Origin of the sequence: Mesorhizobium sp. BE184 (assembly GCF_031457045.1) — a bacterium.
Lineage (GTDB): Bacteria > Pseudomonadota > Alphaproteobacteria > Rhizobiales > Rhizobiaceae > Mesorhizobium.
In genome coordinates this window covers 15,173-33,532 of sequence record NZ_JAVDVU010000004.1, presented here as the reverse complement: position 1 = coordinate 33,532, position 18,360 = coordinate 15,173, and the positions used below count along the sequence as shown (strand labels likewise).

Annotated in this window: 16 protein-coding genes; 9 read left to right on the top strand and 7 right to left on the bottom strand. The window is 64.6% G+C overall.

Translation table 11 applies throughout. The features are described from left to right. Window positions 1-14: 14 nt before the first annotated feature. Together J2X35_RS18190 and J2X35_RS18185 are read right to left on the bottom strand one after the other, a co-directional pair. Complete coding sequence (locus tag J2X35_RS18190) at window positions 15-1,262, bottom strand: class II D-tagatose-bisphosphate aldolase non-catalytic subunit (RefSeq protein ID WP_310188806.1); 1,248 nt, start codon at window positions 1,260-1,262, stop codon at window positions 15-17. Continuing rightward, a complete protein-coding gene (locus tag J2X35_RS18185) occupies window positions 1,259-2,224 on the bottom strand; it encodes a sugar kinase (protein ID WP_310188804.1) in 966 nt (321 codons plus the stop codon). Before J2X35_RS18185 ends, J2X35_RS18190 begins: the two co-directional genes overlap by 4 nt. 155 nt (window positions 2,225-2,379) lie before the next feature. Between J2X35_RS18185 and J2X35_RS18180 the strand changes: the two genes are divergently transcribed. Then, window positions 2,380-3,399, top strand: coding sequence for a LacI family DNA-binding transcriptional regulator (locus J2X35_RS18180; protein ID WP_056110735.1), 1,020 nt, complete (start codon window positions 2,380-2,382; stop codon window positions 3,397-3,399). Window positions 3,400-3,475: 76 nt separating this feature from the next. Here J2X35_RS18180 and J2X35_RS18175 read toward each other — a convergent pair whose 3' ends face one another. From J2X35_RS18175 to J2X35_RS18160, 4 genes are all read right to left on the bottom strand, one after another. Further along, window positions 3,476-4,222: an ATP-binding cassette domain-containing protein gene (locus J2X35_RS18175; RefSeq protein WP_310188803.1), complete on the bottom strand. Its 747-nt coding sequence runs from the start codon at window positions 4,220-4,222 to the stop codon at window positions 3,476-3,478. Next, window positions 4,215-5,294, bottom strand: coding sequence for an ABC transporter permease subunit (locus J2X35_RS18170; protein ID WP_056110737.1), 1,080 nt, complete (start codon window positions 5,292-5,294; stop codon window positions 4,215-4,217). Before J2X35_RS18170 ends, J2X35_RS18175 begins: the two co-directional genes overlap by 8 nt. A gap of 99 nt (window positions 5,295-5,393) precedes the next feature. Further along, a complete protein-coding gene (locus tag J2X35_RS18165; protein ID WP_310188800.1) occupies window positions 5,394-6,386 on the bottom strand; it encodes an ABC transporter substrate-binding protein in 993 nt (330 codons plus the stop codon). 313 nt (window positions 6,387-6,699) lie between these two features. After that, complete coding sequence (locus tag J2X35_RS18160; RefSeq protein WP_310189361.1) at window positions 6,700-7,539, bottom strand: sugar-binding domain-containing protein; 840 nt, start codon at window positions 7,537-7,539, stop codon at window positions 6,700-6,702. A 193-nt stretch (window positions 7,540-7,732) separates the two neighbouring features. Between J2X35_RS18160 and J2X35_RS18155 the strand changes: the two genes are divergently transcribed. From J2X35_RS18155 to J2X35_RS18120, 8 genes are all read left to right on the top strand, one after another. Further along, entirely contained in the window at window positions 7,733-8,644 is a 912-nt protein-coding gene (locus J2X35_RS18155) for a tagatose-bisphosphate aldolase (RefSeq protein WP_056110744.1), read from the top strand. Window positions 8,645-8,659: 15 nt separating this feature from the next. Next, complete coding sequence (locus J2X35_RS18150; protein WP_310188797.1) at window positions 8,660-10,087, top strand: ROK family protein; 1,428 nt, start codon at window positions 8,660-8,662, stop codon at window positions 10,085-10,087. Window positions 10,088-10,417: 330 nt separating this feature from the next. Further along, window positions 10,418-11,542: an ROK family transcriptional regulator gene (locus J2X35_RS18145; protein WP_310188795.1), complete on the top strand. Its 1,125-nt coding sequence runs from the start codon at window positions 10,418-10,420 to the stop codon at window positions 11,540-11,542. Window positions 11,543-11,571: 29 nt separating this feature from the next. Further along, on the top strand, window positions 11,572-12,339 hold the full coding sequence (locus J2X35_RS18140; protein ID WP_310189359.1) for an ABC transporter permease: 768 nt from the start codon (window positions 11,572-11,574) through the stop codon (window positions 12,337-12,339). Continuing rightward, entirely contained in the window at window positions 12,336-13,130 is a 795-nt protein-coding gene (locus J2X35_RS18135) for an ABC transporter ATP-binding protein (RefSeq protein WP_056110749.1), read from the top strand. Before J2X35_RS18140 ends, J2X35_RS18135 begins: the two co-directional genes overlap by 4 nt. 17 nt (window positions 13,131-13,147) lie before the next feature. Further along, entirely contained in the window at window positions 13,148-14,134 is a 987-nt protein-coding gene (locus tag J2X35_RS18130) for an aliphatic sulfonate ABC transporter substrate-binding protein (protein ID WP_310188790.1), read from the top strand. 101 nt (window positions 14,135-14,235) lie between these two features. Beyond that, window positions 14,236-15,795, top strand: a complete 1,560-nt coding sequence (locus J2X35_RS18125) for a sulfatase (RefSeq protein WP_310188787.1) — start codon at window positions 14,236-14,238, stop codon at window positions 15,793-15,795. A 7-nt stretch (window positions 15,796-15,802) separates the two neighbouring features. Next, window positions 15,803-16,738 (top strand): formylglycine-generating enzyme family protein, encoded by a 936-nt coding sequence (locus J2X35_RS18120; protein ID WP_405023241.1) that lies wholly within the window; start codon window positions 15,803-15,805, stop codon window positions 16,736-16,738. A 180-nt stretch (window positions 16,739-16,918) separates the two neighbouring features. Here the strand turns inward: J2X35_RS18120 and J2X35_RS18115 are convergent, their stop codons facing one another. Further along, window positions 16,919-18,295 carry a sulfatase-like hydrolase/transferase gene (locus J2X35_RS18115; protein WP_310188781.1) on the bottom strand — a complete coding sequence of 459 codons (1,377 nt, stop codon included), beginning with the start codon at window positions 18,293-18,295 and terminating at the stop codon, window positions 16,919-16,921. Between the last annotated feature and the right edge of the window lie 65 nt (window positions 18,296-18,360).

Genomic DNA, 18,360 nt, shown 5'->3' with positions numbered 1-18,360 from the left:
ACAGTCGTTGGTGACTACTCGCCAGCCGCCGCGCGATATTTCCGCACGACATCGCCCACCATGCGGCGGACGATGCGGTCGGACAGGTCGGCGGAGGCAGGCACAGGATCGACCAGACCTCCAATGGCCTGCGCGACAATTCCCGGTTCAGGCTTTGCCGCCCTGACATTGGCATAGAGGTTCGCCAGCGCCGCCTGCACCGCCGGTCGCGGCCAGTAGTAGCGAACCCGGTCGGAGAGGCCGTACAGCATCATCTCCCGCTCGCGCGGCCCGGGCGCAACATAGGCGCGCCAGTCGCCAGGGTTCGCCCGCATCTCCGACAGCAACACGTCAACGATGTTGGAAGGCTTGGCGACATCCATCAGGGATTCGATCTCAGCCAGCGCCATGACCGCCAGCCGGAAGGCAAATGTCAGCTCAGGCCCGACCTTGAGGATGGCGAAATGGCCCTGAACGAGATCGCTCAGCGCTTGCTGGCTCTGGTAGTCCGTGGAATGCGCCTCGAATACCATGCCGGGCAGCCGGGTCACGGCGGCGGAGAGGTCTGTGGCCTTTGCTGCGTCGAAGGCAAAAACCGTATCGTTGCCGAAATCGACGCCGGGTTGCACGACGATGCCGATGACACGCGTCAGCGCGTCCGCCAGGCCACGCGCGACGAAGGCGCGCTCGTGCAAGGCCCAGGTCTCGGCCACCGATGCCGGGTCGGTCAGCGCCAGTGCGTCGAGCGCTTCCGTCTCGCCACCGGGGATCGGCACTTCGGTTCCGATGACATAGACCAGATCGGCGCGGCCCCGGCTTTCGGCTACCGCGCAAAGCTCGGCGGCTCGTTCGGCGATTTGCCCTTCCGAGAGGTGGCCGTCATCGGCGCAAGCCATCGAGGCATCGAGATGGATCTTGGTGAAACCGGCATCGACAAACGCCGCGACCAGGTCCCGCGCCTTGACCATGGCGGCCTCGGCCGGTTCCGATTTCCACGGGTTCGGACCGAGATGGTCGCCGCCGAGGATCAGCCGCGCCGGTTCGACGCCCTCGGCCTTGGCCAGGTCCTCGACGAAGGCGCGGAAGCCGGCAGGGGTCATGCCGGTATAGCCGCCGAACTGGTTGACCTGATTGCACGTCGCCTCGATCAGGATCGGCGCTGTGTCGTCCCGGTATGCGGCGAGGATCGCCCGCAGCGTCTGCGGGTGCGCCGTGCAATAGGACGGGATGCCCTGCCCCTTGCCGGCTTGATTGGCCGCGACGATGTCAAGCAGCGCGCTCATGCCTGTCGCTCCAGAAAAGCCTCGATGTCCGTCAGCGAGGAATTGCCTTCCATCGGCCCGACCTTGCCGACCGCCAGCGCCCCGGCGGCGTTGGCGCGGCGCATGGCCTCGCTGAAGGAAAAGCGGCCGGCCAGCGCAACGAAAGTGGCGCAGAAACAATCGCCGGCGCCGGTCGGGTCGATGACCTCGACCTTGTGCGCGTCGAAACTTTCGACCTGCCCGTCGGATGCCGCGCCGATGCAGCCCGCATCGCCGCGTTTGAGCACGACATAGCGCGCGCCGGCGCCGAGCAGACGTTGCGCGAAAGCCTCGAACGGCTCGCCCGGAAACAACACTTCGGCATCCTCCGTGCTGGGGAGGATGAAGGAAGCGATATCGAGAAGCGCGCGCACCGTCTCCATGTAGGATGGGTCGGCGACGAGCTCCTTGCGGATGTTGGGGTCGAAGGAGATCGCTACGCCCTTTTCATGCAGCGCCCGGCAGACCTGCAGCGCCGCCGCCGCCATTTTCGGGTCGCCCAGCGTCGATCCCGAAATGTGAAAAGCGTTGAGGCCGAACGCCGCGAACTCTTCGATGGCGGCGTCGCCCACGGGAAGCTGAGCAGCCGCCGAATGGGCGATGTTGAAGACGAAATCGCGGCTGCCGTCGGAATTGTAGGAAACGAAGGCAGATCCGGTCGGGATGCCCGCCACGGTGCGCACCAGCGCATCGGAGACGCCGACCGCCGCGAAACGGTCGAGCAACACCTCCCCAAACGCGTCGCTGCCTACCGCGCCGGAGAAGATCGTGCTTGCGCCGACCCGCGCGGCCTGATCAATGAAGATGCCCGGCGCTCCGGAAGGATAAGGCCCGGCATAGGTCGAGGCGCGCCGGTTGCCGCCATCCTTGTCGGCGCAGATGAACTCGACCAGAAGTTCTCCCATCGAGCCGATCCGGCCGGCTTTTAGCTCCGCGGCGTTCACAGGGAGAAGCTCCTATATTTTATGTGCGGCAAGATTTTCCTTGTCCCGCGATAATTTGATTGATCCGAACGGATCGCGATGGCACTTTGCCGCCGGACCGGGCGATTGCGCCCCGGGCGGCATGAGCGGCGGTGACAGTGAAACAGATCCGGACGATGGAGGAATTTGCCGAGGCGATCGGACTGTCGCGGCCGACCGTCTCCAAATATTTCCAGAATCCGGACTCCGTCCGCCCCAAGCTGCGCGAGAAGATCGAGATCGGCCTCAAGGAAACCGGCTTTCGCCCGAACCTGTTTGCCGTCAACCTCAATCGCCGGCGCACCAAGATCATCGGGTTGATCTTCCCGAACTCGCTCGACCCCTTCTATATGGGCCTGCGGCGTCGCATTGAATCGCAAGCGACGGCACTGGGCTACCTGCCCTTCGTCTTTTCCTCGGACGGCAAGGCCGAACTCGAGGCCGAGGCGCTCGAAACCCTGTCCTCGATGAACGCCGCCGGCGTCATCATGGCCCCGGTCGGCGGCGACGCCAGCCACCGCAAGAAGGTCAAGGCGCTGGCGCGGAACATTCCGGTCGTCTTCATCGACGCCCCGTTCGACGAGGAGGAGGACTTCGTCGGCACCAACAACGGCCAGTCCATGGCGCTGATCACCGACTATCTCACCCGCTTCGACGACCCGCCCTGCTATTTCGACATGCCCTGGGTCAACTCCAACGCACCCGACCGGCGCGACGCCTATGTCGCGACGATGCAGCGGCGCGGGCTTACGCCTATCATCATACCGCTGACGCCATCCAGCGATTGGGATTTCGAACGCTACGCCTTCGGCGAGGCCACGCGGATCCTGAACGAAGGCGGCTTCCCGACCCGCGTCGTGCTGTGCGGCAACGACCGCGTCGCCTTCGGCGTTCTGGCGGCGCTGCATCAGGCCGGCCGCAAGGTCGGCATCGGCCCGGATTGCGACCTGCGCGTCGCGGGCCACGACAACCAGCCGCTGTCGGAATACATCTGTCCGCCGCTGACGACGGTCCAGCAGAACACCGCCGAAATGGGCCGGCGGGCGCTCGACATGCTGCTGGCGCGCATCGACATGGCCCATGGCGCGAAGAAGCCGCGGCCGCGCGGCGAGCATGTGCTGGTCGACGGCGATTTGATCCTGCGCTCCTCCGCCTGACGACGAGGCGTCCGGCGTCAGAGCAGACCGCGGGCTGAACCCCGCCGAGCGATAGGACTGTCCGGCGCGCAAGGCCTCAACCGCCGACCATGAGCTTGACCACTTCGTCATGGGTCGTTTCGGAAATCTTGCGCTCGCCGGCGGTGACGCCCCGGCGCAGCACGATGATGCGGTCGGACACGGCAAAAATGTCCTGCAGATTGTGCGAGATGAAAATGACGCCTCGCCCCTGCGCCTTGAGCTGGTGGATCAGCGAGATGACCTTGCGCTGCTCGGGCACGCCGAGCGCCGCCGTAGGCTCATCCATGATGAGGATTTGCGCGTTCCAGTAGACGGCCCGGCCGATGGCCACCGCCTGCCGCTGGCCGCCGGAGAAGTTGGAGACCGGCGCTTCCATGCGCGAGACATGGAAGTCCAGCATCGCCATGGTCTGCCGCGCCGCCTCGGCCATCTTCTTGCGGTCGAGCACCGGCAGGAAGCCGAACGCCCGCCGCATCGGCTCCCGGCCAAGGAAGATGTTGCCGCCGATGGTCAGATTGTCGGCCAGCGCGAGATCCTGGTAGATCGTCTCGATGCCCTTGTCGCGGGCTTCCTGCGGCGTGCCGAAACTGACCGGTTCACCCTTCAGCTTCACTTCGCCGGAGGTCGGGCGGAACACGCCGGAGATAGCCTTGATCAGCGTCGTCTTGCCGGCTCCGTTGTCGCCGGCAAGTGCCACGACCTCGCCGGGGCGCACCACCAGCGACACGTCGCTTAGCGCACGGACGGCGCCGAAATATTTGGAAAGATTGCTGACTTCCAGAAGCGGGGCGGTCTCATTCATCCTGGCGGCCTCCACTGAACCGGCGCTGTGCCTGATCGATCAGCACCGAAATGATGATGACGACGCCGACGCTGATGAACTGCCAGAACGGCTCGACATTGACGAACACCAGCCCGTACTGGATCACCGCGATGACGAACGCGCCGGCGACGGTGCCGATGATGGTGCCGGAGCCGCCGAACAGGCTGGCGCCGCCGATCACCACCGCCGCCACGCAGTCGAGCAGCAGCGGCTCGCCGGCCTGGGCAGCGCCGGCATTGAAGCGCGCCGAATAGAGCACGCCGGCCAGGCCCGCGCAGCAGGCTGAGAGAATGTAGAGGCGCAGCAGATGCGACCTGATGTCGATGCCGGCGCGCCGCGCCGCCTGGACATTGGCGCCGATGGCGTAATTGTGCTGGCCGAAACGCGTCTGGCTGAGCAGGTAGTGCATGGCCAGCACGAAGATGGCGGCAATGATGACGATGTATGGCACGTTCATGATGCGGCCGTTGCCGATGGTGGCGAAGAAGGAATTGTTGACCGGAACCGTCGTGCCGCCGGCGAGCAGGAAGGCGACGCCGCGCGCCACGCCGAACATGCCCAGCGTGCCGATGAACGGCGGAACCCGCAGGCGCGATACCAGCAGGCCGTTGATGATGCCTGGAACGGCGGCCACCAGCACGGCAATCAGGAAGCCCAGCAGCACCGCCATCGGCATGCCGAGGCCGGGCGTGAAGGCGTTGATGGCATGGGCCGCGACGACCGCCGCCAGCCCCATGATGAAGCCCAGCGACAAATCGATGCCGCCGGAGATGATGACGAAGGTCTGCCCGGTGGCAAGCAGCAGCGGCGCCACGGCGAAGATCGTGATCGATTGCAGGTTGAACGGATTGAGGATGAACGTGCCGCCGAAGCTGATCCGCGCCCAGGCCTCGAAGCCGAGGATCAGCGCCAGCAGGAACAGCCAGGCCCGCAGGTCGGCTATGCGTTGAACCAGTGTCTTGGCGCGATCGGCATGATCCGCCTGTGGCCGGCCATTGGTGTCGGCGCTCGCTGCGCCGGCCGCCGGGCCATGGCTATCGGAAGTTGTCATGGGCGCGCCTCTTCGAGGTGCCTGCGGTCAGGGCCGCAGGAAGACCATAGATCGGGGAAGAAACGGCCCCCCGCTTTGCGCGGGGAGCCTGTCTCGCAATTATTCCGAATAGATGTATTTCGCGACGTTCGGGTCCGCGACATTGGTCTTGTCGATGACCGTGAAGCCGGTGCCGATCGAAACCGGGATCGACTGGCCGGTCAGGTGCGCAAAGGCCGAAACCACGCCGTAATAGCCGATTTCCGCCGGATGCTGGGCGATGGCCACATCGACCAGGCCGGACTTGATGTTGTCGACGATCGAGCCCGGCGCATCGAACGCAACGACCTTGATGTTGCCCGTCTGGCCGGCCTGCTGCACGCCGTTGCCGGCGCCGAGCGCCGAAAACAGATTGGCGCCGAACACGCCCTTCAGGTCGGAATTGCGTGCGAACACCGCCTGAAGCTGGCTCGCCGCCTTGTTGGCGTCGTTTTCGTTGAACTGGGTTTCGAGCACGGTGACCTTCGGGAAGGCCTCTTTCATCTCGGCCTTGAAGCCTTCCTCGCGCTGGTCTGTGGTGGAAATGCCCGGCTTGACGTTGGACACATAGACCTTGCCTTCACCGCCCATCGCATTGGCGAGCGCGCGGGCCGCCATGCGGCCGCCAAGCACGTTGTCCGAAGCGATATAGGAAAGCGGGAAGTCGGCATCGCCGGCGCCGGTCTGGTATTTGCCGGTGCCGATGAAGGTATCGACGGTGATCACCGGAATGCCGGCGTCGTTGGCCTTGCGCAGCGGCTGGACCAGCTGGGTCGTGTCGGTCGGCGCGATCAGGATAGCGGAAGGCTTGCGCGCGATGATCGCGTCCAGCACCGGCACCTGGACGACGGGGTTGAACTCCGGCCCGCCCTGGAAGACCAGTTCGACGCCGAGAGCATCGGCCGCGGCCTGGGCGCCCTTGCGCATGGTGATGTAGAAGGCATCGGTGGTGAGGCCCGGAATCAGCGCGATGGAATATTTCTTCTCCTGCGCGAAAGCCGTGCTGGCCGGTATCCCGACCGCTGCGACGGCAGCCATTGCCATCGCGGATTTGAGAACTGAACGACGCTCCATGGAACTCCTCCCTTTCGTGAGTTTTGTGCCGACCGGCGGTCGGCCCATTTGTCGAACCTGGCGATTGGCCAAGGTCCTCCCGGCCATTAATTTCGTCTGAAACGATTCCTCATCGCGCGTGTCCGCGAGTCCGAAGGTGGATGCGCGGGGTTGTGGACGATGATTGTCGTTTTCCTCCTCCCGCACCCTCAGGCGCGGACGTCTCAGCATCCTCCGCTCGACGTCTTCGAATTAAGACGCAGACCCGCCATCCCTGTCAATAGATTAGTGCGAGCAAACAACAAAATTTCCGCGCCGAAAAATTGATGAGCTGTCATGCGGGCAGATCCAGCAGGATTTCCGCCGTGCGCGCATCGGTGACGAGCGCCGAGATCAGCCCGGCCTTTGCGGCGCCGCGGATCGCCCGCGCCTTCGCCTCTCCCACCGCCACGCCGATCACCAGCGACGCGCGACGCAACTGCTCCACCGACATGGCGATCATGCTTTTCGCATCTTCGGGATCGAGCAATGCGCCCTCCGCATCGAAATAGTGGCGCATGACGTCGCCCGCGGCGTCGGGATGATGTTCCGTACCGGCGTCGACGGTCTCATGGGGAAGGCCTATGCCGACGATCGCGGCCTCGACCCGGTCCCAGAGCGCTACATGGTCGGCAACGACGGGATCGGCCAGAAAAGCCTGGCGTGATGCCGGCGACGGCAGATACGGGGCATGGACGAAACGCGGCGAGCCGCCGAACTGCAGTGCCGCCAGCCGCACGAATTCATTGATCTGGAAATGCGGCTGGTGCTGTTGCATACCGCCCGTCGCCGGAACGGTCAGCACGCCGGAGATTTCCGGCAGCCCCGCTTCGATAACGGCCCGCACGGCGCGCCCCCAGCCGATCGCCACCACCGACCCTTCGGACAATCCGGCCTTTTGCAGAAGACTGCCTACGGGCGGCCCGAGGAAAGCCAGAGCGCCCACGCCGGTGGCTTCCACGACCGCAGCGCTCTTCAGGGAAAGCCTCTCCGCCAGCGCCGCCGCCAGTTCCTCCGGCGCCGCCAGATCCCGCACCTCGATGCGGACAATGCCTTCGGCGCGCGCCCGCTGCAGCAGCCGCGAGATGGTCGCCGTCGACAGGCCAACCTGCCGGGCGACATCGACCTGGCTCATGTCGTTCTCGTAGTGCAGCTTCGCGACCGTATGCAGAAGAGCACGCGACACGGCCGGGGTTGGAGACGATGGCGACGACAGCTTGCAAGTCCTTTCAGAAATATGTTACATCCTATACCGAAATTTGCTGGCGCGCAATCACTTCCATCCAGATACGTATCAGGCCAGCATGGTGCGCAGGAGACCTTGACCAATGGCACGCATGACCACAGCCGAACGCCGCGGCTATCAGCAGATTTGCGGCGACAACGGCGCCATGATGGTGATCGCCTGCGACCAGCGCGGCGGTATGCGCACGCTGCTGGCCGCCGATCCGGCTGAACAGGCCAGGATCGGCAACGATGTTCTGGGGCTTACCAAGGCCGACATCGCAAAATACCTCGCCCGCCACGCTTCCTGCGTGCTGGTCGATCCGGTCTGCGCCGTTCCGCAGCTGGTGGATGACGGCACGCTCGACCGCGGCACCGCGCTTCTGATCGGGCTGGACGCTTCCGGGTGGGACACGTCCCCCGAAGGCTACCGCATTTCCAAGCTGGTCGAAGGCATCGGCGCGCGGCAGGTGCGCGCCTTTGGCGGCAATGGCGGCAAGATCATGGTCTACCTTCGCTCCGACACGCCGGCTGCGAATGACCGGAACATCGCGACGCTGAAAAAGGTCATCGACGATTTCGCCCGGGAAGATCTGCTGCTGGTGGTCGAATTCCTCACCTACCGGCTGGAGAACGAAAGCCCGGAGGCCTACCAGGCCAAGATACCGGAACTGATCCAGGGCGGAACGCAGATCTGCCTGGATGTCGGTTCGAAAGTGCTGAAGCTGCCTTATCCCGGCTCCGCCGAGTCCTGCGCGGCGGTCACCAAACTCGCCGGGGACGTTCCCTGGGCTGTGCTGTCGGCCGGCGTCGATCATGAAACCTTCCTTGGACAGGTCGAGACCGCCATGGCCAATGGCGCGTCAGGCGTCATCGCCGGCCGCTCCCTGTGGAAGGACTGCATCTCGCTCGACCGCGACGTGACGCGCCAGCGCCTCGAGACGATCGCCGTTCCGAGGCTGCGCGAAATACAGGCGATCATCGCCCGGCACTGGGCACCGGCGAAAGCCGCCTGATTGAAGCCGGTCGACATGATCCGCACCACAATCGGCGTCGACATCGGCGGCACCAATATACGCGCCGCGCGCGTAGGAGCCGATGGTAAAATCCTTGCTCGGGCACGCGCCGCCAGTTCGACCGACCCGACGGTGGTCATCGAGCGGGTCGAGGTGCTTGTTGCCGGGATCGATGACGAAACGGTGCAAGGCATCGGCATTGGCGTGCCGGGTCAGGTGCATTTCGCCAGCGGACGCGTCCTCTCGGGCGGGTATGTCGACTTATCCGCGGTTCCCGTGCGCGAACGGCTCGAAGCGCGCTTCGGTCGAAACGTCGTCATCGACAATGACGGCAACATGGCGCTGGTGGCCGAAGCGCAATGCGGAGCCGCGGTCGGCCGTTCTGATGCCGCGATGCTGACCATCGGCACCGGCATCGGCGGCGCGATCCTTGTGGACGGCCGCATCTTCCGGGGCGCCGGCGCCGCTGGACAACTCGGCCACATCGTCGTCGATCCTCAGGGTCTGCCCTGCAAGTGCGGGCGCAATGGCTGCGTCGAAACCATGAGTTCGGGCACGGCGCTCGGCCGGCATATCGCGGAGGCCGGTCTTCCGGCAGCGACCACGGCGGCCAGCCTGCTGGAACGGCGCGCTTCCGGCGACGCGCTGGCGGACAAGGTGCTGCGTTCATGGGCGCAGCCGCTGCGCGCCGCAATCGACAGTCTTGCCGCGACGCTTCATCCACAGACGATCGTCCTCGGCGGCGGGCTGGGCAGCGAGGCCGTCGCCGCGCTGTCGCCCTATCCGGACAAGTCGTCCTGGTTCAGCTACGAACTCGTCGCGGCCAGTCTCGGCGACGATGCCGGCGTCATTGGCGCCGCCCTGGCGGCCCTGCCCTCCAGGCGGGCAGGAAAACGCCTCGTCATGGTCAATGGCGTCCCGGCCAGCGGCAAGAGCAGCGTTGCCGCCGGCTTGGCCAAGGCAACAGGCTGGCCGGTGCTGTCGCTCGATACGATCAAGAATCCGTTCCTTGAAGAGATCGAAACCGTCGATCGACCGTTCAACCGCAAGCTCGGCCGCGCCAGCCTCAAGGCGATGTTCGCGGTGCTGGGCGAGGCGCCTGACGGAGCCACATTCATCATGGATGCATGGTTCGGCTTCCAGCCGCGCGAATTCGTACAGGACCTGATTGACGCCGCCGGCATCGACACGATCGCCGAAATCTGGTGCTCGGCGCCGCCGGAGATCATCGGCGACCGTTACAGCACCCGGACGGCCAGCCGGCTACCGGGGCACCCCGGCCCCGAATACGTCCCGGAACTCGTCGCGCTCGCATCCCGCGCCGAGCCTTCCCGCTTCGGTCCCGTTCACGAGGTCGACACGACGACTGCCTTGGATACGATCACTATCCGCAAATTTCTCGAACAGGTTTTCGACGGCCCGCGAGCTTGCGGCCTTGATTGACACGCCTTCGCACAGCCCAATCCAGTTCTGCCAATAAGGCGTCGCTTCTACAGCTTCAGCTTTTAGGGAACGCCGAACAGACTTCGCACCGCCGCCGCGGCCGTGGCGCAACGGTCCGGAATCGGCCAGCACACCGATCGTCGAGGCCTGTCACATGAAGGACCACAGACACTTAAATCCTTGATAAAACAGCCTCTTGTAATCGTCTCCCGATTCACTTTCGAAAGCTGCAGCCGCATACCTTCAAAAATTCCCCAATGGATATTTTGCATCCGCTTGACCGCTTCGTAATTACTTTCTAAGGTTTAGAAATTAATTAGGGAGGAAGCATTGGGCGCGCATCACGGCCAGATTCTGCGCATCCTGCGCGATGAAGGCCCGCAATCGCGGGCGGCGCTGGCGCGGCGCTCCAAACTGTCCGCGACCACCCTCACCCATGTCACGGCGCATCTCCTGCGCGACGGGTCTGTCCTCGAGAGCGAGACGAGCGGCTCGATCGGCGTCGGCCGGCCGGCGCAGGCCGTGCGCCTGGTGCCCGACGCGCACAGCGTCGCCGGCGTGCATATCGGCGCCGGCCATGTCCAGGTCGCGATTACCGACCTGAAGGCGGCCCCCAAAGCGACCGCATCCTTCGAGTTCGATGTCCACGGGGCCGATCCTGACCGCGTGGTCAGCGACGTCGCGGCCATGGTCATGAAGCTGGCAGCCGAGGTGCAGATCGACACCGGCAAACTGCTCGGCATCGGCGTCGGCGTGCCAGGCCCGGTGGATTTCGAGCGGCGCACCGCGCTGGCCTCGATCAATGTCGGCTGGCGCAACGTCCCCATTGCCGGCAAGCTGGAGCGCGCCATCCGCCTGCCGACCGTGGTCGAACACAATGTGACGGCAATGGCGTTGGCCGAAAGCTGCTACGGCATCGGCAGGCAAGTGCCGGCGCTGCTGTTTGTCTATCTGAAGACCGGCCTTGGCGCTGGGCTGGTGGTGGACGGCGTGCCGTTCCGTCCCGGCGGCCACGGCGCCGTCGAACTTGGCCATATCCAGATTACGCCTGACGGTGCGCGCTGCGCCTGCGGCAACCGCGGTTGCCTGGAAACATTCCTTTGCGAAAAAGCGCTCATGGCGGCGGCGGGCGTTATAGGTTCCGCGCCTGCCGATCTCATGGCGGGGGTCGAGCAGAACGGTCCGGCCTGGGATACTGTCATCGGGCATCTCACCACCGCCCTCGCCAGCGCGGTCAATCTCTTGACGCCCGATCTCATCGTCTTCGGCGGCTATCTCGGCCAGGCTCCGGAAAGCCTGTTCGAGCGCCTTCGCGCCGACGTGCCGCCGCGTGTCATGCCGCATATGCGCGAAATCCTGAAATTCGAACGCACCAGCTTCGGCGCGCAGAGCGGCGCTATCGGCGGCGCTGCCGTGGCGCTGGATCATTTCTTCTATTCGGGGGCACTGCATTGAGCACCGCTGCGACGCCGCCCGAGACCGAATTGCAGGAACGGCCATCCAACCGGCTGCTGCCGCTGGCGTTGAACATCTTCGCCTTCGCTGTCGGCATCGCCGTCTGGTGGGCCATCACCGCCACCGGCGCGGTCGTCCTGCCGGGGCCGCAAGAGGTGTTCTGGAAAGCCATCGAGCTGATCCGGAGCGGTCAGCTCTTCATCGACATCTTTGCCAGCCTGCGCCGCGTGCTGACCGGCTTTGTGCTGGGCGCCGCGCTGGCGATACCGGTCGGCTTCCTGATGGGCTGGTACAAGGTCGCCCGCGCGCTGATCGAACCCTATGTGCAGTTCTTCCGCATGATCCCGCCGCTGGCGGTGATCCCGCTCGCCATCGTCACCATGGGCATCGACGAAGCGCCGAAGATCTTCGTCATCTTCCTCGCCTCGTTTCTTTCCTGCGTCGTCGCCACCTATCAGGGCGTCATCAGCGTCGACCGAACCCTGATCAACGCCGCCCGGGTTCTCGGCGCGAAGGATTCGACCATCTTCCCGCGCGTCATCATCCCGGCCTCGATCCCCTTCATTCTGGTCGGCGTACGCATCGGCCTTGGCTCCGCCTGGGCGACGGTCGTCGCCGCCGAGCTGATCGCGGCGCAATCCGGCCTCGGTTTCCGCATGCAGCAGGCGCAGCTCTACTACGACCTGCCCACCATCTTCGTCAGCCTCATCACCATCGGCATCCTCGGTCTCCTCATGGATCGCCTGTTGCAGGCGACCGAACGCCGCCTCACCCAATGGCAGGAACGCGCGCAATGACGGCCGGGACGCAACCGAAAATCTCGTTCCAGAACGTCACCCGCCGCTTCGGCGAGGGCGACAAGTCGTTTCTGGCGCTGGACCGGCTCAACCTCGACATCGCCGACGGCGAATTCGTCACCGTCGTGGGCCCTTCCGGCTGCGGCAAGTCGACGGCGATGAACATCGCCGCCGGCCTGACCGACGCATCCGACGGCAAGGTGCTGGTCGATGGCAGATCCGTTTCCGGTCCCGGACCGGAGCGCGGCGTGATCTTCCAGCAATATGCCCTGTTTCCCTGGCTGACGGTGCGCCAGAACGTCGAGTTCGGCCTGCGCATCAAAGGCATGCCGAGGGCCGAGCGTCGCCGCGTCTCCGACCATTTCATCGATCTCGTCGGCTTGAAGGATTTCGCCGACGCACTGCCCAAGACGCTATCCGGCGGCATGAAGCAGCGCTGCGCCATTGCCCGCGCCTATGCCGTCAACCCGACCATGCTTCTGATGGACGAGCCGTTCGGCGCGCTCGACGCGCTCACCCGCGTCAACATGCAGGACCAGCTTCTGGACACATGGAGCCGCGAGCGCCGCACCGTCATCTTCATCACCCACGATGTCGACGAGGCGGTCTACCTGGCCAACCGGGTCATCGTCATGGCCGCGCGTCCCGGACGCCTGCACAAGATCATCCCGGTCGACCTGCCCTATCCGCGCACCGAGGAAATGCGGCTGTCGCCCGAGTTCGCGGCGATCCGCAATCAGGTCTGGCACGCCGTCTATCACCAGAAACCACAAGTCGAAGCAAAACACTGACAGGGAGGAATTTTGAGATGAACGTCACGAGAAGAAGCTTTCTCGCGCTTTCGGCAGCCGCCGGCGTAGCCGTTCCGGCTGTGCTGTCCGGAACGAGCCCGGTATTCGCGCAGGCAAAGCCGGTGCGGGTCGGCTATATCGCCGATTATTTCGGCACCAGCCTGACCGCCATCGCCAGCGACCAGGATCTCTGGGCCAAGCACGGGCTGGAGCCGGAGCTGAAAGTCTTCACCAACGGCCCGATCCAGATCCAGGCGCTCGGCGCCGGGTCGCTGGATTTCGGCTATGTCGGTCCGGGCGCCCTGTGGCTGCCCGCGTCGGGCAAGGCGAAGCTGATCGCCATGAACGCGCTTGGCCTGTCCGACCGCGTCATCGCCCAGGCCGGCTTCAGCACGATGGCGGACCTGAAAGGCAAGAAGATCGGCGTCCCGGAAGGCACGTCGGGCGACATGCTGCTGCGTCTGGCGTTGGCCAAGGCCGGAATGCAGATCGGCGATGTGGAAGTGATCAAGATGGACCCGCCGACCGTCGTTTCCGCCTTCGCGTCCAAGCAGATCGATGGCGCCGGCATCTGGTATCCGCTGGTCGGCGTCATCAAGAAGACCGTCCCGGACCTCGTCGAAGTGGCCAAGAGCGCCGATTTCTATCCCCAGAACTCTTTCCCGTCGGCCTTCGTCACCCGCAACGATGTGGCCGAGAAGGACCCTGACCTCGTCAAACGCATGATTGCGGTGCTGAAGGACGCCAACGACTACCGCGCCGCCGACGTGCCGCGCTCGGTCGAGATCACCGCCAAATTCCTCGGCGTGCCGGCCGACCCGCTGGTCACCGAAAGCCAGAACGGCAAATTCCTGACATCGGCCGAGTTCGTCGCCGCGACTAAGGACGGTTCGGTGGCCGGCTGGCTCAAGGGCCTGAACGACCAGTTCGTCGGCTTCGGCAAGCTGAAGGATCCGCTCGATCCCAAGGACTACTATCTCGGCGACCTCTACGCCGGCGGCTGATGCCCGATGACGCAAAGACCGCGTCGGCCCATGCGGCCGGCGCGGCTCTCCGGATTTGAAAAGCGCGCCCCCCATGCCGCGTCGATGGACCAGAATTGCACATGACCAAGCGACCCAACATCCTCTTCATCATGTCCGACGACCACGCCGCGCGGGCGATCTCATGCTATGGCGCCGGTCTGAACCGGACACCGAACCTCGACCGTATCGCCAGGCAGGGGATGCGGCTCGACAAGTGCTATGTGACCAATTCGATCTGCACGCCGAGCCGCGCCGCGATCCTGACCGGCACCTACAACCACGTGAACCAGGTGACGACGCTGGACACGCATATCGACAACCGGCTGCCCAACGTCGCCAGGCACCTGCGCGCTTCCGGCTACCAGACCGCCATCTTCGGCAAGTGGCACCTCGGCGAAGGCAAGGCGCATGAGCCGACCGGCTTCGACGAATGGGCGGTGGTGCCGGGACAAGGCGAATATTTCGATCCGATCATGATCGACCGCGAAGGCGCGCACGGCGAACAGGGCTACGCCACCGACATCATTACCGATAAATGCCTTGATTTCCTGCAGCGCCGCGACGCCGACCGCCCTTTCTTCCTGATGTGCCACCACAAGGCGCCGCACCGCAGTTTCGAGCCGCACCCGCGCCATCGCCACCTCTATGCGGATGGCAAGCTGCCGGTGCCGGAAACCTTCGATGACGACTATTCCAACCGCGCCGCGGCGGCAGCCGCCGCAAAAATGCGGATCAAATCCGACATGACCTACCGCGACCTCGGCCTCGTCCAGCCGGAAGGCGGCCAGGAAATCGGCGAACTGCTCATCCCCGGCATGACCGTCCGCAGGGTCCCGGAAATCGCCGAGGGCGAGGCGCTGACGCTGATCGACGCGCTGACCGGCGAGAACTACGTTTTCACCGACCCCGACAAGCTCGCGCACTTCAAATACCAGCGCTACATGATGCGCTACCTGCAGACGATCCAGTGCGTCGACGACAATGTCGGACGCCTGCTGGATTATCTCGACGCCGAAGGCATCGCTGAAAACACCATCGTCATCTACACCTCCGACCAGGGTTTCTTCCTTGGCGAGCATGGCTGGTTCGACAAGCGGTTCATGTATGAGGAATCGCTGCAGATGCCATTCCTGGTCCGCTATCCCGAAGCGATCGAGGCGGGAACGGTCAGCGCCCGCATCGCCACCAATGTCGACTTCGCGCCCACCTTCCTCGACTATGCCGGACTGACAACCCCCAGCTACATGCAGGGAACGAGCCTGCGCCCGCTGCTCGAACGGTCCGCGGATGAAAACTGGCAGGACGTCGCCTACCACCGCTACTGGATGCACAAGGACGAATTCCACAACGCCTTCGCCCACTACGGCGTACGTGACAGCCGCTACAAGCTGATCTACTGGTACAACGACCCGCTCGACCAGCTCGGCGCCCATCCCGGCGACGAGCCGCCGGAGTGGGAGCTTTTCGATTGCGATCAGGACCCGTTCGAGCTGCACAACCGAGCCGGCGATCCGGAATACGCAAAGGTATTTGCCAGCATGCTCGATAGACTGGACCGCAAGATGGCCGAGATCGGCGACATTCCCCAGCACGACAGCGAGGCCGTCCTGACGGGGCTGAAATCGCTGGCGGCGGCCTGAGGCGCGCGTGAGCTGCTGCACGATATCGCGCGGCGACCAACTGCCGTCTGCCGCCCCCCGGGCCGGCGACGCGCCGGCACCGGCTGAGGCGGTCGCAACGGTGCCGAGGGTTCGTTTCGACCCGGCCCGGACATTCGTGGGCACCAACGCACCCTTCATCGCCGGTGACGGCGAAGGCCCACGACGCCCGGTCCGGCTCCGGGCGTTCGAAATGGAAACCACAACCGTCACCAATGCGCGGTTCGCTGCTTTCGTCGCCGCCACAGGATATGTGACGGAAGCCGAACGGTTCGGCTGGTCGCCGGTGTTCAAGCTGCTGCTGCCGCAAGGCGCGCGCTATATGCCGACCACCGGCCCGACGCCTTGGTGGGTTCGCGTCGACGGCGCATTCTGGAAGGCACCGGAAGGTCCCGGCAGCGACCTCTCCGGGCGCGAGGACCACCCGGTCGTGCAGGTCTCGTGGAACGATGCCAACGCCTTTGCGAAGTGGTGCGGCGGCAGACTGCCCGGCGAAGCGGAATGGGAACATGCCGCGCGTGGCGGCCTGCCCGACCCCCGCTTTCCCTGGGGCGACGACGAACCCGGCGACGACAATGTTTTGTGCAATATCTGGCAGGGCAGCTTCCCCCGCTTCAACACGCTGGCCGACGGCTATCTCGGCACCAGCCCCGTCACTGCCTTCCAGCCCAACGGCTCGGGACTTTACGGCATGGCCGGCAATGTCTGGGAGTGGACGGTCGACGCCTACCGCATCCACTCAGTTGGGCGGGAAGCCAAGGAGCGTAACGAACAGGCCCTTCGCGATGGTGACAAAGTGGTCAAGGGCGGGTCGTTCCTCTGCCACAAAAGCTACTGCTACCGCTACCGGATCGCCGCGCGCTCCTTCATGAGCGCCGACTCCTCCACCAGCAATGCAGGCTTTCGCGTCGCGTATGACGGGTAAGCCACACTACGCCTTGCCTTGGCCAGAACCCTGTTTGCGGTCGTGGGCCGGACCCGGGCCACGCATATAATACCGTTCCGGATGGTAGCGATCTTTGTGGATCGCGTTGACCAAGCGAGACAGGCGGCGCGCGATGATGATCCTGATCGAGCGTTTCATCTCGGCACCGCCCTCTCCTTCTCAGTTCTTGACCGCGTCGACGTCACGTTCCTGATCCTTGAAGCCAAGCAGGTCGGTTGCCTTCAGACGGTACTGGCGCGAATAGCGCGGGGCAGCGTCAAGCACGGTTGGCGTTGCCCCCTCGATCTCGTCGATCCAGGCCAGCAGCCGGCCCTTGAGCCCATCGGCGACTTCGCGGAAGGCATCCATGCCGACGAGATTGACCATCTCGTAGGGATCGTTGTCGAGATCGTAGAGGTAGCTCTCGCGGTAGACGTCCGAACTGGCCAGATCCTTGTCATATTCGGAGGTGACGCCGTATTTCCAGCGGTGCGTGCGCAACGCCCGCCCCGTCTCGGTCTCGCTGATCTGGAAGAAGACATCCTGCCGCCAGAGGTGCCGCGCGTCGCGGACCACCGGCATGATCGACTGACCCGTCATCGAATCGGGTACCTCCAGCCCCGCCGCATCGATCAGGGTCGGCGCGACATCGATGGTGCTGAACAGCGCCTTCACCTGGCCGCCGGCCATGAAGCCCGGACCGGTGATCATCGTCGGCACGCGCACGGCGCTTTCGTGGCAGGAGCGCTTGTACTCGCTGTTGCGCGTCTTGAAGTGGCAGGCATGGTCGGAGGTGAACATGACGATCGTGTTGTCGAGCATGTCGAGGCTCTTCAGCGCGTCGATCAGCCGGCCGAATGCTTCGTCCAGACGCTTCACCATCCCGTAATAGCCGCCCAGATGCCAGCTGCTGGTCCCCTTCAGCGTCGCAAGGTCCGGCGGCGTCCACTGCGTGGCCGTCATCGCCTCGCGATAGCCGTCCGGCGGCGGATAATCATCGACATGGTTCTGGTGATGCGGCTCAAGGAACGACACGAACAGGAAGAACGGGTCCTCCTGATGCTGGTCGCAATAGCGGATCGCCGCGTCTGTCAGCGCGTCGACCCGGTAGCCCGGCAGCTTCTTTTTGTTATCGTTGTCGTCGAACAGCACGGCATCATAGGAATCCGAGACGAATTCGGCCAGATTGGCGCCGAGCCAGCTTTGATAGCCGCCGCGTTGGTGCTTGCGCACCGGGTCCTCGCTGCCGAGATGCCACTTGCCGATATAGCCGGTTGAGTAGCCGTTTCGCGCGAACACCTTGGCGATCGTCTCGGCATCGTCCGCCAGCGGGATGCCGTTGCGAAACACGCCGGTCTGCGTGGCGAATTGCCCCGTCTGCATGGACGAGCGCGCCGGGCCGCAGAGCGGCTGGCTGGTGAAGGAATGGAACAGATGCGTGCCGCCACGCGCCAGCCGGTCGAAATTCGGCGTCAGCCCCATGGGATTGCCATGCACCCCGGTGGTGTCGTGCCGCTGCTGATCGGTGAAGAAGACGATGACGTTGGGTTTTTTCATGGCTTGCGTCCTGGCACATCGCGGTGCGGACGCCTGTCCGCCGCCTTTATGCGGGCCACCATAAT

Coding starts and splice junctions, on each gene's coding strand:
- J2X35_RS18165 (WP_310188800.1), bottom strand. CDS start 6,386: ATGGAGCGTCGTTCAGTTCTCAAATCCGCGATGGCAATGGCTGCCGTC.
- J2X35_RS18155 (WP_056110744.1), top strand. CDS start 7,733: ATGGCACGCATGACCACAGCCGAACGCCGCGGCTATCAGCAGATTTGC.
- J2X35_RS18180 (WP_056110735.1), top strand. CDS start 2,380: ATGGAGGAATTTGCCGAGGCGATCGGACTGTCGCGGCCGACCGTCTCC.
- J2X35_RS18130 (WP_310188790.1), top strand. CDS start 13,148: ATGAACGTCACGAGAAGAAGCTTTCTCGCGCTTTCGGCAGCCGCCGGC.
- J2X35_RS18190 (WP_310188806.1), bottom strand. CDS start 1,262: ATGAGCGCGCTGCTTGACATCGTCGCGGCCAATCAAGCCGGCAAGGGG.
- J2X35_RS18170 (WP_056110737.1), bottom strand. CDS start 5,294: ATGACAACTTCCGATAGCCATGGCCCGGCGGCCGGCGCAGCGAGCGCC.
- J2X35_RS18160 (WP_310189361.1), bottom strand. CDS start 7,539: ATGAGCCAGGTCGATGTCGCCCGGCAGGTTGGCCTGTCGACGGCGACC.
- J2X35_RS18175 (WP_310188803.1), bottom strand. CDS start 4,222: ATGAATGAGACCGCCCCGCTTCTGGAAGTCAGCAATCTTTCCAAATAT.
- J2X35_RS18125 (WP_310188787.1), top strand. CDS start 14,236: ATGACCAAGCGACCCAACATCCTCTTCATCATGTCCGACGACCACGCC.
- J2X35_RS18150 (WP_310188797.1), top strand. CDS start 8,660: ATGATCCGCACCACAATCGGCGTCGACATCGGCGGCACCAATATACGC.
- J2X35_RS18135 (WP_056110749.1), top strand. CDS start 12,336: ATGACGGCCGGGACGCAACCGAAAATCTCGTTCCAGAACGTCACCCGC.
- J2X35_RS18115 (WP_310188781.1), bottom strand. CDS start 18,295: ATGAAAAAACCCAACGTCATCGTCTTCTTCACCGATCAGCAGCGGCAC.